12 protein-coding genes and 1 pseudogene are annotated in these 14,135 nt (G+C 50.4%); 12 read left to right on the top strand and 1 reads right to left on the bottom strand.

Going from position 1 to position 14,135, the window contains the following annotated elements:
- The first annotated feature begins 106 nt into the window (after positions 1 to 106).
- From DXD02_RS04655 to DXD02_RS04630, 5 genes and pseudogenes are all read left to right on the top strand, one after another.
- On the top strand, positions 107 to 700 hold the full coding sequence (locus DXD02_RS04655) for an NUDIX hydrolase (RefSeq protein ID WP_117804385.1): 594 nt from the start codon (positions 107 to 109) through the stop codon (positions 698 to 700).
- Positions 701 to 802: 102 nt separating this feature from the next.
- Positions 803 to 946: pseudogene (locus tag DXD02_RS04650) on the top strand (MATE family efflux transporter); the annotation flags it as partial.
- 182 nt (positions 947 to 1,128) lie between these two features.
- Positions 1,129 to 2,868, top strand: a complete 1,740-nt coding sequence (locus DXD02_RS04640) for an ABC transporter ATP-binding protein (RefSeq protein ID WP_334294013.1) — start codon at positions 1,129 to 1,131, stop codon at positions 2,866 to 2,868.
- A complete protein-coding gene (locus DXD02_RS04635; RefSeq protein WP_055219380.1) occupies positions 2,849 to 4,693 on the top strand; it encodes an ABC transporter ATP-binding protein in 1,845 nt (614 codons plus the stop codon). Before DXD02_RS04640 ends, DXD02_RS04635 begins: the two co-directional genes overlap by 20 nt.
- A 19-nt stretch (positions 4,694 to 4,712) precedes the next feature.
- On the top strand, positions 4,713 to 5,891 hold the full coding sequence (locus DXD02_RS04630; RefSeq protein WP_117804386.1) for a phosphopentomutase: 1,179 nt from the start codon (positions 4,713 to 4,715) through the stop codon (positions 5,889 to 5,891).
- A 16-nt stretch (positions 5,892 to 5,907) separates the two neighbouring features.
- Here DXD02_RS04630 and DXD02_RS04625 read toward each other — a convergent pair whose 3' ends face one another.
- A complete protein-coding gene (locus DXD02_RS04625; protein WP_055219376.1) occupies positions 5,908 to 6,525 on the bottom strand; it encodes a hypothetical protein in 618 nt (205 codons plus the stop codon).
- Between the two features lie 168 nt (positions 6,526 to 6,693).
- On the opposite strand from DXD02_RS04625, the gene DXD02_RS04620 reads away from it, so the two are divergent.
- The 7 genes from DXD02_RS04620 (at position 6,694) to DXD02_RS04595 (ending at position 14,130) form a co-directional block, all read left to right on the top strand.
- The gene (locus tag DXD02_RS04620; protein WP_117804387.1) at positions 6,694 to 8,025 is read left to right on the top strand and encodes an MATE family efflux transporter; all 1,332 of its coding nucleotides are present in this window, start codon (positions 6,694 to 6,696) and stop codon (positions 8,023 to 8,025) included.
- Positions 7,998 to 8,300 (top strand): hypothetical protein, encoded by a 303-nt coding sequence (locus DXD02_RS15300; RefSeq protein WP_147326094.1) that lies wholly within the window; start codon positions 7,998 to 8,000, stop codon positions 8,298 to 8,300. The genes DXD02_RS04620 and DXD02_RS15300 overlap by 28 nt, the downstream gene beginning before the upstream one ends.
- A complete protein-coding gene (locus DXD02_RS04615; RefSeq protein ID WP_055219374.1) occupies positions 8,276 to 9,643 on the top strand; it encodes an MATE family efflux transporter in 1,368 nt (455 codons plus the stop codon). The genes DXD02_RS15300 and DXD02_RS04615 overlap by 25 nt, the downstream gene beginning before the upstream one ends.
- A 101-nt stretch (positions 9,644 to 9,744) precedes the next feature.
- The gene (locus DXD02_RS04610) at positions 9,745 to 11,295 is read left to right on the top strand and encodes a Mur ligase family protein (RefSeq protein ID WP_117804388.1); all 1,551 of its coding nucleotides are present in this window, start codon (positions 9,745 to 9,747) and stop codon (positions 11,293 to 11,295) included.
- Between the two features lie 504 nt (positions 11,296 to 11,799).
- Entirely contained in the window at positions 11,800 to 12,747 is a 948-nt protein-coding gene (locus DXD02_RS04605) for an L-lactate dehydrogenase (RefSeq protein ID WP_055219369.1), read from the top strand.
- A 205-nt stretch (positions 12,748 to 12,952) separates the two neighbouring features.
- Positions 12,953 to 13,750 (top strand): CoB--CoM heterodisulfide reductase iron-sulfur subunit B family protein, encoded by a 798-nt coding sequence (locus DXD02_RS04600; RefSeq protein WP_022461168.1) that lies wholly within the window; start codon positions 12,953 to 12,955, stop codon positions 13,748 to 13,750.
- On the top strand, positions 13,747 to 14,130 hold the full coding sequence (locus DXD02_RS04595; protein WP_055219367.1) for a 4Fe-4S dicluster domain-containing protein: 384 nt from the start codon (positions 13,747 to 13,749) through the stop codon (positions 14,128 to 14,130). The genes DXD02_RS04600 and DXD02_RS04595 overlap by 4 nt, the downstream gene beginning before the upstream one ends.
- Positions 14,131 to 14,135 lie beyond the last annotated feature (5 nt).

Below are 14,135 nucleotides of genomic sequence, written 5' to 3'. Positions count from 1 at the left end.
AGCATGATTTGTGTTCAAACGTAAGGAGACCCCGGCGGTCTGTAGAAATACAGGCGCCGGGGTCTTTTTTAGCAATCGTTTAAAATCAAAGTGGGAGGGAAAACGGATGCAGAATGAAACAGCCAAAGAAAACCTGCTGCGGCAGATCCGGGAATACCGTCCGTACAATGAGCAGGAAGAGCGGGATCGGGCGATTCTGCTGAAATGGATGGAGAGCGGATGCGATATTTTGACGCGGGAAAATGAGACCGCACATCTGACTGTCTCCGCCTGGGTCGTAAGCCCGGATCGGAAGCAGGTGCTGATGGCGTATCACAATATTTACCATTCCTGGGCATGGCTCGGCGGCCACGCGGACGGAGATGCGGATCTTTGCAGCGTGGCGGTAAGAGAAGTGAAGGAGGAATCCGGGATTGAAGAGGTGAAGCTCTTATCGGATCAGCCATTCTCGCTCGAAATCCTGTCGGTGGACGGCCATGTGAAGCGCGGAAAGTACGTGACGGCACATCTCCATCTGAATGTGACATATCTCATGGAAGCAGATCCGGTACAGGAAATCCGCTGCAAGCCGGATGAAAACAGCGCAGTCGGCTGGATTCCGGTGGAGCAGATCGCAGAAAAATCGACAGAGCCGTGGTTTGTGGAGCGTGTGTATGGCAAGCTGTGTGAGAAAGTGAAAAGAGATTTCTGTGAAGTGTAATATGCAATCCGCGTATGAACTGCCATTTAGAATAAGCATTAGACAAATGAGCTGTTAGATGTCTAAAATAGAGACAGAAAGAAAAATGGCAGGAGGGGTTTTATGTTTACAAATCAGGATTTGAAAAAGCTGATTATTCCGCTTTTCCTAGAGCAGCTTCTGGTGGCTCTGGTCGGAATTGCGGACGTGTTTGTTATCGGATTTGTCGGAGAGGCGGCGGTTTCCGGTGTGTCACTGGTCAATGCGTTCAAAAGGTAGACTTAAGCTTCCAGAAAACGATCCTCTTTTTCTGACGACAGAAAAGTTGTTGGGAAAAGGGGATTTTTGGGGTAAAAGGGATTATTTCGGCGCGTTGAAAATCATGCCGGGGTATGGTAAAATGGACTCCGAAAAACAGCAAAAGGAGGACGTGACAGAAGATGAATGATATGAAGCGTCTGCTCTCGTATGCAGGTCCCTACAAGCGGGATATGATTTTCGGAGCAGTGCTGGTATTGGTAGAAACGTGTTTTGAACTTTTTATTCCGATTCTGATTTCCAATCTGATTGACATCGGCGTTGCGAACGGCGATATCCCTTACATTTACCGCAAGGGAATCCAGATGGGAATCTGCGCGCTCTGTGCGCTTGTGACCGGAATTTTATACGCGCACTTTGCGGCGCGGGCGACGTACGGCTGGGGAGCTGAGATCCGGAAGGCGGAGTATGAGAAAATGCAGCAGTATGCATTTTCCAACCTCGACCACTTTGCGGTATCATCCCTGATCACCCGTATGACGACGGATGTTACCGTCATCCAGAATATGGTAAGCGCCGGCTTCCGCCCGATCACGCGCGGACCGTCGCTTCTGATTATGGGAATCGGCCTTTCATTCTATATGAATCCGCGGCTGGCATTTGTATTCCTTGTATGTACCCCGCTTCTTGGCTTTATTCTCTCCCTGATTGTGCGGAGAGTTGCCCCGATGTACACAAAACTGCAGTCCATGGTGGACCGCCTGAACAATGTTGTCCAGGAGGGGCTGACCGCGATCCGTGCCGTCAAAGCTTTCGTGCGGGATGAGTACGAGGAAGACAAATTCAACGAGGTCAACACCGACCTGACCGCAGCGAGCGAGCAGACGTTCCACTACGCCGTGCTGAATCTGCCGGCATTTCAGGGCGTCATGTATACCGCGATCGTGCTGATTCTGTGGTTCGGCGGAAATATGATTCTGAAAAAACAGCTTGCCGTCGGAAACCTGACCGGATTTCTAAGCTACGTCATGCAGGTCATGAACTCGATGATGATGATTGCAAACGTCTTCCTGCTCCTGACCCGTTCCATGGCGAGTGCACACCGGATTGTCGAGGTGCTCGATGAGAAAATCGTGCTCACCTCGCCGGAAAATGGTGTAGCAGAAGTGACAGAGGGCAGCGTGGAGTTTGACAACGTATCGTTTAAATACAAAGAAGAAGCAAAAGAGTACGCACTCTCCGATGTTACGCTGAAGATCAAAGCTGGTCAGACGGTAGGAATCCTCGGAGGAACAGGTTCTTCGAAAACGACGCTGGTGCAGCTCATTCCGCGTCTGTATGATACCAGCCGCGGCACCGTCCGCGTCGGCGGAAAGGATGTGCGCGCGTACGATCTTGCCGCTCTCCGCGATGCAGTCAATATCATTCTGCAGAAAAACGTGCTGTTCTCCGGAACCGTGCGTGAAAACCTGAAATGGGGCAATGTGGATGCATCCGATGAGGAGATCTGGGAAGCATGCCGCGCGGCGTGTGCGGATGAATTTTTGAACCGCATGCCGGACGGCCTCGACACCGTGCTCGAGCAGGGCGCAAGCAACCTCTCCGGAGGCCAGAAGCAGCGTCTCTGCATCGCGCGTGCGCTGATCGGAAAGGCAAAAATCCTGATCTTCGATGATTCGACAAGTGCGGTCGACACGGCAACGGAGAAAAAGATCCGCGAGGCACTGGCGGCGCGGAAGAATGTCACAAAAATTATCATTGCGCAGAGAGTAACATCCGTCATGAATACGGATCAGATCATCATTCTTGATGACGGAAAAGTACACCGGATCGGCACGCACGCTGAACTGCTGGCGGATGACCCGATTTATCAGGAAATTTACGCCTCACAGATGAAAGGAGGAGACGAAAATGGCAGCGAGAGCTTATAGCGGAAAGAAACCAAAGAACCTGAAACACACGCTGCGCGTCTTCCTGTCTTATCTGGGACGGCACAAAAAAATGCTCGCAGTCGTAGCGGTACTGGTAACAATCAGCGCGGGAGCCAACCTCTTTGGAACGTATATGATCCGCCCGGTTGTCAACGGACTGGCGGACGGAGATGTGCACACACTGCTGCGCGGCGTGCTGATTACGGCACTCATTTTCGGGTGCGGCGCACTCGCAGCATACGGCTACACGCAGACCATGGTAAAAGCAGCACAGCAGGTTGTATTTGATATCCGCCGCGATCTGTTCGAACACGTCCAGACACTGCCGCTGCAGTTCTTCGACAGCAGACGCCACGGCGATATCATGAGTCTTTTCACGAACGATATCGACACGATGGCAGATGCCCTGAACAACAGTTTTGCGATGGTTATCCAGAGCTTCATCCAGATTGTGGGAACACTGACCTTGCTGTATATCCTAAACTGGCGGCTCTCGCTGATTGTAACGGTGTGCTACGGTATCATGTTCTGGTATATCAAGTTCAGCGGAAAGCGCAGCAAGGGTTATTATACGAAGCAGCAGAACAGCCTCGGAGAACTGAACGGCTATATTGAGGAGCTGATCACCGGACAGAAAGTCGTCAAGGTGTTCCACCACGAAGAAGAGAGCTTTACGGAATTCTGCAAAAAGAATGAGGAGCTCCGGAAAGCGGGAACCGGCGCGCAGGGGTATGCGGCGACGATGGTTCCTGTCGTTGTCAGCATTTCGTATGTCAATTATGCGATTGTGGCAGTGCTCGGCGGCCTTCTCGCCCTGCACGGAAAAGCCGATATCGGAAGCCTGGCAAGCTACCTTGTCTTTGTCCGCCAGGCGGCGCTTCCGATCAACCAGTTCACCCAGCAGAGCAACTTCCTTCTCTCAGCGCTCGCCGGTGCGGAGCGTGTCTTCGACGTGATGAGCCTGGAGCCGGAAATCGATGAGGGAAAAGTGGAACTGGTCAACGTAAAAGAAGAGAACGGCGCACTTGCCGTCTGCGAAGAGACAACAGGCCGCTGGGCATGGAAGCGCCCGGACGGAACGATGACGGAATTAAAGGGCGATGTGCGTTTTGAAAACGTGGATTTCGGCTACACGGCAGACCGTCTGATCTTAAAGAACATCAGCCTGTATGCCAAACCAGGCCAGAAAATTGCTTTTGTCGGTTCCACAGGAGCCGGAAAAACGACGATCACGAACCTGATCAACCGTTTCTACGACGTCCAGGGCGGCGCGGTTGTCTACGACGGCATTGACGTAAAAGATATCGAAAAAGACGCTCTGCGCCACTCCCTCGGTATCGTTCTGCAGGATACCCATCTGTTCACGGGAACCGTAGCAGAAAACATCCGTTTTGGAAAACTCGATGCCACGCAGGAAGAAATTGAACATGCGGCCAAAATTGCGAATGCGGATTCCTTCATCCGCCGTCTGCCGAACGGCTACGACACGATGCTGACCTCCGACGGAGCCAACCTCTCCCAGGGCCAGCGCCAGCTTCTCGCGATTGCCCGTGCCGCCGTTGCCGATCCGCCGGTGCTGATTCTTGACGAGGCAACATCTTCCGTTGACACCAGAACCGAGGCGCTGATCGAAAAAGGAATGGACCAGCTCATGGAGGGCAGAACCGTATTTGTCATCGCCCACCGCTTAAGCACCGTGCGAAACGCCAATGCGATCATGGTGCTGGAGCAGGGAAATATCGTAGAGCGCGGCGACCACGACGCACTTCTGGCACAGAAAGGAAAATATTATCAGCTCTATCATGGAATGTTTGAGCTGAGTTAAAAAGAAAGGAGTAAAGAGTATGAGAAAATATAACCGTATTTTTCTGATCGTCCTGGATTCTCTCGGAATCGGGGCGATGGCGGATTCGGAGAAGTTTGGGGATGTCGGTGTCAATACCTTCGGCCACATCTGGGAGAGTCAGGGAGGCCTTGAAATCCCGAACCTGCGCCGCCTCGGCATGGGAAATCTCTGCGGTGTGACAGAGGATGAGGCAAAGGGTTACGCCAGAAGACTGAACGAGGCGAGCAACGGAAAAGACACCATGACCGGCCACTGGGAGATGATGGGAATTTACACGACAAAGCCGTTCGTTACGTTCACCGACCACGGATTTCCGAAAGAACTGATCGACGAGCTGGAAAAACGAACCGGCAGAAAGATCATCGGCAATAAGGCGGCGAGCGGAACGGAGATCCTCGATGAGCTGGCAGAGCGCGAGATCGAAAACGGAGAACTGATTGTCTATACCTCGGCGGATTCCGTACTGCAGATCTGCGGCAACGAGGAGACGATGGGACTGGAGACGCTGTATCATTACTGCGAGATTGCCCGTGAGCTGACCATGAAAGACGAGTGGAAAGTCGGCCGTGTCATTGCAAGACCGTACGTCGGAAAGAAAAAAGGAGAGTTCGTCCGCACCGCAAACCGTCACGACTACGCTGTCAAACCGACGGGAAAAACCGTGCTCAACGCGATGCAGGAGGCAGGATATGATGTCATCAGTATCGGAAAAATCAACGATATTTTCTGCGGCGAGGGCATCACGGAGAGTCTGAAATCCAAGAGCAGCGTCCACGGCATGGAGCAGACGATTGAGACGGCAGGAAAAGAGTTTACCGGACTGTGCTTTGTCAACCTCGTCGATTTCGATGCACTCTGGGGCCACAGAAGAAACCCGGAAGGCTACGGAAAAGAGATTGAAAAATTCGATGTGAACCTTGGAAAGCTGCTGGAGCAGTTAAAAGACGACGATCTGCTCCTGATCACGGCAGACCACGGCAACGACCCGACTTATACCGGAACGGACCACACCAGAGAACAGGTGCCGCTCCTTGCGTACTCACCGTCTATGAAGGAGAGCGGCCTTCAGGAGACGAAGGACACCTTCGCTGTGATCGGCGCATCCGTTGCAGAGAACTTCGGCGTAAAAATGCCGGAGGGAACGATCGGAACATCGATCCTGGAATCGTGGAAATAAGGAAGCGATGGCGTTTTCAGCTGAGGCGGTAAGAACCTTTCGAAAGTTTCACAAGCTGTCCTTCTTCGAGCAGCTTCTTTAAAACCCGCTGGAGCTGGCGGCGGCTGCAGTGGAGCTGCATGGCCATCTTTTCCACGCCGGAAAACGTCTGATCCGGACAGCGCTCTGAGAGATAAGAGAGGAAGGATTCCTCGAGCGTGGAAAAATTCGACTGGGAGCTGGAATAAAGCATCAGCTTTTCGGTGACAGAGTTTAAAAGATATCGTAAAAAGCGGTTGTCGTTCAGCAGAAGCTCTTTCGTGGAAGCGAGCGGCAGAACAATACAAAGCGCGGTGGTGCGTGCCTCGATCTGGTGCGTATCATCGCGTTTTCCGCAGAATTCCATATCGCCGATGCAGGTAAAGCCGTCGAGATAGCCGATCGGGTAGCTCGTGCCGTCGGCGCGGTTGGCGCTGATCTCGATGGAACCGTCCACGAGGAACGAGAGGTATTCCTCCGGATTCAGCGTGTCGAGCCGTTCGCCCTTTTCAAACTGATACAGAGAAAATGCGAGATCCGGGGTATCGAAAAGAGATGGGATCTCATGTTTCTGAAGATAAAAGTCCAGCAGAGCCGGATCAAAAATTCGTTTCATAGGAAAATCCTTTCACAGAAAAATTTTTTGGAAAACTTTTTCTTTATTGTGACATATGACACAAGAAAAAGCAAGAAAGTCTGCTAAGATAAACCAGAATGAAAAAGGTTACAGTTTGCTGGGTACCAGTGAACTGTAACCGAAAAAGAGGAAAGGGGAGTTTTCAAAATGGAAAACGAATTATTTGAGAAAACAAAAGTGTCCAAAGCATATATGACGCTCGCACTTCCGGTCGTGCTCGGCATGGTCGTGTCGCTGATCTATAATATGGTAGATACTTTTTTCATCGCGCGGACCGGAAACACGGCACTGATTGCCGGCGTATCGCTCGGCACACCGATTTTCACGCTGATGATTGCACTCGGTGACATCTTCGGCGTCGGCGGCAGTTCCGTCATTTCGCGCCTCTTCGGTAAAAAAGAGTACGAGGACGGAAGACGGATCAGCGTATTCTGCTTTTACGCAGCGATTGCTGTCGGCATTGCGGTCAGCATCATCCTGCTTGCCGCCAAACAGCCGATCCTTGGCCTGCTTGGCTGTGATGAGACGACGTGGCAGTATGCGGGGGACTATTACCAGTGGATTGCACTCGGCGCACCGTTTATCATCCTGCAGCTGACGCCGAACAATCTTCTTCGGACCGAGGGCTTCGCAAAAGCCTCGATGATCGGAACAATGCTGGGAGCCGTCGTCAACATCATTCTTGACCCGATCTTTATTTACACGCTCGGCATGGGAGCAGCCGGAGCAGCGATTGCAACGGTGATCGGCAACATCTGCGGTGATATTTTCTATGTTATCTTTATGATAAAGAAATGCCGCTATCTCTCCGTCGATTTCCGAAAACTGAAAATGACCGGAGCAGAGGTGCTCGCCGTTCTTGCCATCGGCATTCCGGCATCCGTCACAAACTTCATGCAGAGCATCGGCGTGACGCTGACGAACCGATTTTTGCAGCCGTATGGAACGGACAAAGTTGCAGCGATGGGAATTGCTTTGAAAATTATTATGATTTCTGTTCTTGTGATGGTCGGCTTCGCTTTTGGCGGACAGCCGCTGGTCGGATACAATTATGGAGCGAAAAATAAAAAACGTCTCAGTGAGACGATCCGCTTTGCCTTCCTCCTGGAAGTGCTGACCGGTGCCGGAATGGCGGTTGTGCTCGGTGCGGCGGCTCCGCTTCTCGTGGGACTGTTCTTAAAAGAGGCGGATGTCATTGCAGCGGCCCAGCAGATCCTCCGCGTCCAGCTCATTGGTATGCCGTTTGTTGGTATCGTACTCGCATCGACCTGTATTTTCCAGGCGATCGGAAACGGGGCAGGAGCAATGATTCTTTCAGCAGGACGTCAGGGCGTGATTTTTGCCATTGTAATTTTCTGCGCTTCAAAACTTGCCGGTTTTTCCGGTGTTATTGCCTCCCAGCCGGTTTCTGATTTTCTGACCGCATCGGTGGCTGTGATGATTCTGCTTCAGTGGAAAAAGAAAGAATTTGCAAAATAAGAAAGAACAGCAAAGCGGCTGCGGCACAGCGTTCCGGAACGGGAACCTGCCGCAGCCGCTTTTGGCGTGCGCAAAAAAACAGAATTCCTGCACAGGCGGCCGCTATGTCAAAAACACGTAAAAGTGATGAAAAAACGTCTCTTAATTCGGCAGTATTACGGGATTGCATTCTGAGAAAACAAGATATAAAATGGCATGAGATTCGACAAAAAGGGGAAGCAAAAACATACGACAATAGGGAGGACATCACATGGCAACAAAGAAAAGTGCAGTAAAAGATCTGACAAACGGCAGCCCGGTAAAACTGATTCTGGGGTTTGCACTGCCGCTGCTGCTCGGCATGCTGTTCCAGCAGTTTTACAGCATGGTCGATACGATTATTGTAGGAAAATTCTTAGGCGCGAAAGCGCTCGCGGCTGTTGGCAGTACAGGTTCGATCAACTTCATGATCGTGGGATTCTGTATGGGAGTCTGTAGCGGATTTGCAATTCCGGTTGCGCAGATGTTCGGGGCAGGAGACCGGAAAGCGCTGTGCCGGTATGTAGGAAATGGAGCCGTCCTGGCCGGTATTCTTTCCGTGGTGATGACCGTTCTTGTCTGCATCTGGTGCCGCGACATTCTGATTCTGATGAAAACCCCGTCCGATATTCTGGACGGTGCATACGCTTACATCTTTGTTATTTTCCTCGGAATTCCGCTTATGGTGCTCTATAACCAGACATCAGCAATCATGCGGAGCCTCGGCGACAGCCGCTCCCCACTGATTTTCCTCGGTATCTCTTCAATACTGAATATCGTGCTAGATCTTGCGCTGGTCCGCCCGATGGGAGTAGCGGGAACCGCGTGGGCGACGATTATCGCGCAGGGAGTCTCTGGATTCCTGTGTCTCTTTTATATGAAGAAAAAATTCACCATCCTTGCTTTTACGAGAGAGGACTGGAAGCTGCATAAGCATTATGTGCTTAATCTGTGCAATATGGGAATCCCGATGGGACTGCAGTATTCAATCACCGCGATCGGAAGTGTTATTTTGCAGACCGCTGTCAACGGCCTTGGTTCCACTGCGGTTGCATCTGTTACGGCTGCCGGTAAAATTTCCATGTTCTGCTGCTGTCCGTTCGACGCGCTCGGCTCCACTATGGCGACGTATGCCGGACAGAACGTCGGTGCGAAGAAGATGGATCGTGTCAACACCGGTATTTTGACAAGTTCCATTATTGGAAGCGTGTATTCCGTGGTCATTTTAGGAGTCATGTTTCTGTGGTCCCGCCAGATTTCGCTTCTCTTTGTAGATGCATCTGAGACGGTCATCCTCGACCAGGCGCGTCAGATGCTGCTGATCAACATGGTATTTTACATTCCGCTGACCCTTGTCAATGTCGTACGCTTTACCGTGCAGGGCATGGGCTTCAGCAAATTTGCAATCCTTGCCGGCGTCTGCGAGATGATCGGCCGTTCGGTGGTAGCCTTTTTCCTGGTTCCGTATTTTGGTTACACCGCAGTCTGCTTCGCAAGCCCGGTGGCATGGATTCTCGCCGATCTGTTTCTCGTTCCGGCGTACCTGTACTGCGCAAAAACGCTTCGTTCTCTTTTTGAGAAAAATGCGCAGATGATGTAAGCCGTGCCGCAAGATGGACAAGCTGTTTCAATTCTGGTATAATGGAGCCTGGATTTTAGGAAAGCTGAAAAAGAATCCCATAGAAGAGAGGAAGATATCCTATGAAACAGTCGGTATTAGAATATAAGAAACTTCTGGAGCAGGAAGGCCTTCTGGTGGAATTTGCAGAGCCGGAAGGAAAAGAAGGAGAGGACAGACCCGTTACCCTCGTAACGTATTTTTCGGGCGGAGCGGATCAGGGAACGCTGTTTCTCTGCAAAGGAGCTGCATTCAAAGAGGCATACTTAAAAGACGCCGTAAACCGCGGTGCTGTTGCCTATGTAAGTGAAAAAAAATACGAAGCGGGAAAAGAAATTCCGGCGCTCATCGTCAACGATGCCAGAAAAGCACAGTTTGTGCTGGGTGAGGCGTTTTACGATTATCCGGCAAAGTCGCTGCATGTCACGGCGCTGACCGGAACAAAAGGAAAGACAACGACAGCCTACTACCTGCAGTCGATGCTCGATGCCTGCCTGAAAAAACAGGGCGGAAACGGATGTGCACTGTTAAGTTCGATTGAATATTACGACGGAAAGACGAGAGAAGCATCAACGCTCACCACGCCGGAATCCCTGGAGCTGTGCCGTCATATGCGCAATGCCGTAGATGCAGGCCTTTCCCATATGGTGATGGAAGTATCCTCCCAGGCGCTCAAATACGAGAGAGTCGGAAACACGCATTTTGATACCGCCATTTTCCTGAACATCTCCAAGGACCACATCAGCCCGACGGAGCACAAGGATTTTGATGATTATTTCCAGTCGAAATTAAAGATCTTCGACCGCTGCACCTGCGCCTGCGTGAACCTGGACAGCGACCATATCGGGGAAATCCTGAAAGCTGCGGCAAAATGTGAGCGCGTCGTTACGTTTGGATCGAAAGAAAATGCTGTAATCCGCGTGAGTGATATCAAGCCGGGCAGAGGAAAATTCTATTTCCATGTGGCAGGACCGGATTTCTCGGAAGATTTTACCCTGCCGGTGCACGGAGCCTTCAATGTGGAGAATGCCGTAGCTGCCATTGCGGCTGCCTGGTCGATGGGAATCCCGGTTTCGCTGATCAAGGAAAGCCTCCTTGACGTCACCGTTCCGGGAAGGATGGAGACGTATGAGAGCAGCGCGGGCGAGGTCACGGCGATCGTGGATTTCGCGCACAATGGCCTGAGTTTTGAAAAAATGTTTGATACCGTAGCACTCGAATACCCGGGAAGCCGCGTAAGCGTTGTGTTCGGAACCCCGGGCGGAAAAGCATTCAACCGCAGAAAAGATATGGGTGAGATTTCCGGAAAACGGGCGGACCGGATTTTCCTCGTACCGGATGATCCGGGAAACGAAGATCCGCAGGCGATCTGTGAGGAGATCGGCGGGTACATAGCAAAGGAAGGTGCATCCTTCCAGATCCGCATGGACCGCGGAGAAGCAATCCGGGAGGCGATTCTTGGCGCCGTACCGGGAGAGGTTGTTCTGATCCTTGGAAAAGGCGCGGACGTGACGATGCACGTCGGAAACGGAAATGTGCCGTACCGGTCAGATGCCGTCTATGCAAAAGAGGCGCTTGCCGAATATGGAAATGCATTTGCCGAAGCGGCAACGGCTCGTGAAACAGAAGAATAGAAGCAAAAACAGAAAAAAACAGAGCAAAAAAGACACGGAACAGAAAAATCCGTGTCTTTTTTGCGTCTGGCGGCAGCAGAAATGAAAATCAGACAGGAAATTTGGCGGATACATCCTACAAAATGTAGAAAAGAAGGACAGAAACTAGCCCGTATGACGAAAAGTTGTTAAAAATATAACGAACGAAAGTTAGACGTGTGAAACTAAACACAGAAAGCAAAAACCCGGGAACCATGCGGAAAAAGACGAATTCTGCGGGATGAAGGACAAAGCTGTAAGTTTTTGGAAAGAATTCTTGTGAAAAAGAACAAAAAATGGTATAATTGTATTGAAATATATCCAGAACACCCCTTCTGGAAGCGTACGGGCTCAGTGAGAAAAAAGATTTCACGAAAATGCTCGAAAAAAACACTTGTTAAATTCTTGTCATAGTGCTATGATAAGGAAAGTGAAAAATTTATCAATCACAAAAACCAACTAGGGGTATTTTAGAAAGGAGTATTTATGAGCAGCAAGATTACCATCATTGGAGCTGGAAGCGTTGGATCTACGATCGCCTATACACTGTCGAACGAAGACATCGCGTCTGAGATTGTTCTCATCGATATTAACAAGAAAAAAGTAGAGGGAGAGGTTATGGATATCGCGCAGGGTACCTGCTTCCGCGATCCGGTCTCCATCATCGCAGGTGAGTATGAGGATGCCAAGGACTCTGATATCGTAATTATTACTTCCGGTATTGCAAGAAAGCCTGGCCAGACCCGTATTGAGCTGACCCAGACCAACGTAAACATCTTAAAATCCATCACACCGGAAATCGTAAAAGCGGCTCCGAATGCCATCTACATCATTGTAAGCAACCCGGTTGATATCATGACCTACGTGTTTACAAAGATCTCCGGACTTCCGGAAAACCAGATCCTTGGTTCTGGTACCATGCTGGATTCCGCGAGACTTCGCTGCGGACTGTCTGAACACCTCAACATTGCCCAGAAAAACATCCACGCTTACGTATTCGGTGAGCACGGCGATACTTCCTTCATTCCGTGGAGCGGCGCTTACGTTTCCGGTGTCAGTCTGGACGAGTACTACGAGACCGTAGAAAAAATGGGCAGGAACGTAACCAAGATCGACAAAGATGCTATGCTGGAGTACGTAAGAACTTCCGGCGGACAGGTTATTGCAAACAAAGGAGCTACTTTCTATGCAGTATCTGTTGCAGTATGCAAACTGGTAGCAACCATTCTTTCTTCTTCCGATTCTGTAGCAACCGTATCTTCCATGATGCACGGTGAGTACGGCATCGAGGATGTATGCTTAAGCACACTGACCCTCGTTGGACCGAAAGGCGTACAGGGCAAGATTCCGATGCGTATGACAAAAGAGGAAGTAGAAAAACTCAAAGCAAGTGCCGACGCATTAAAAGCAGTTATCGCACAGATCGAGCACTAAGAGCGGGCAATAAGCTCAAAACATAAAATTTATGGCAGTGGCAGAAAGTGCGAAAGAGCGGTATCTCCCACTGCCTTAACGTGCGCCTGAAGAAATTTTCCGCCGGGTGTACATAAAAAGAGTACCGGAAACTTTTCCGGTGCCGGACAGAAGATACCGCAGGCAAAATGGAAACCAATAGGAGTAACAAGAAAGGAGCAATTCCATGACCTACAGTTATTTTCCGGGCTGTACGCTGAAGAACAAAGCAAAAGATCTGGATCACTATGCCAGAGAATGCGCAAAAGTTCTGGGATTTGAACTGGAAGAAATTGAAAACTGGCAGTGCTGCGGAGCTGTGTATCCACAGGCATCCGATGAAATCGCTACCAAACTTTCTTCGGTTCGCGCCTTAGCAGACGCCAAAGAAAAAGGACAGGATCTGATCACAGTCTGTTCCGCCTGTCATCACGTGATCAAACGCGTAAACGATGACATGGCGAATGTAGAAGACATTCAGACAAAAGTAAACAACTACATGGCTCTTTCCGAGCCATATCTTGGCGAAACGAAAGTACTTCATTATCTGGAAGTGCTGCGTGACGTCGTTGGATTTGACAAGATCAAAGAGAAAGTGGTAAACCCATTAAAAGGAAGAAAAATCGGCGCATATTACGGCTGTATGCTGCTTCGTCCGAGCACCACAATGCAGTTTGACGATCCGGAAAATCCGACAATCATTGAAGACTTTATCAAGGCCCTTGGCGCAACACCGGTCGTATATCCGATGAGAAATGAGTGCTGCGGCGGCTACATATCCCTCAAAGAAAAGAAAATGGCATCCAACATGGTAGACCAGATCATGGCATCCGCATCCTACAAAGGAGCAGAAGAACTGATCACTGCATGTCCGCTTTGCATGTACAACCTGCGCAATAACGGAACAAAAGAAGGTCTTCCGGTTACCTACTTTACCGAGCTTCTTGCAGAAGCACTCGGCATCAAAGAGGAGGTGCAGGCATGAAAATTGCAACATCCGATGAAATCCGTGCCATCGCCGGTGTGGATACCAGAAAATGTATGAAATGCGGTAAATGTTCCGCATCCTGTCCTGCTTATAACGAAATGGACATCCGTCCGCATCAGTTTGTATCTTACGTACAGAACGGCGATGTGGAAGCACTGATGAACTCCAAGTCCATCTGGAAATGCCTCTCCTGCTTCGCATGTGTAGAGCGCTGTCCAAGAGACGTAAAACCTGCCAAACTGATCGAGGCAGTTCGTCTTTCCGTGATCCGTCAGAGAGGAGAGAATTATCTTTCTCCGGATGAAATTCCGGCTCTTCTGGATGATGAGACTCCGCAGCAGCTTCTGATGAGTGCATTCCGTAAATATAGAAAGTAAAAAAC

Origin of the sequence: Blautia sp. TF10-30 (assembly GCF_003481245.1) — a bacterium.
Taxonomy (GTDB): domain Bacteria; phylum Bacillota; class Clostridia; order Lachnospirales; family Lachnospiraceae; genus Fusicatenibacter; species Fusicatenibacter saccharivorans.
The sequence above is the reverse complement of the archived record's forward strand: the minus strand, read 5'-3'. Positions and strand labels throughout refer to the sequence as shown.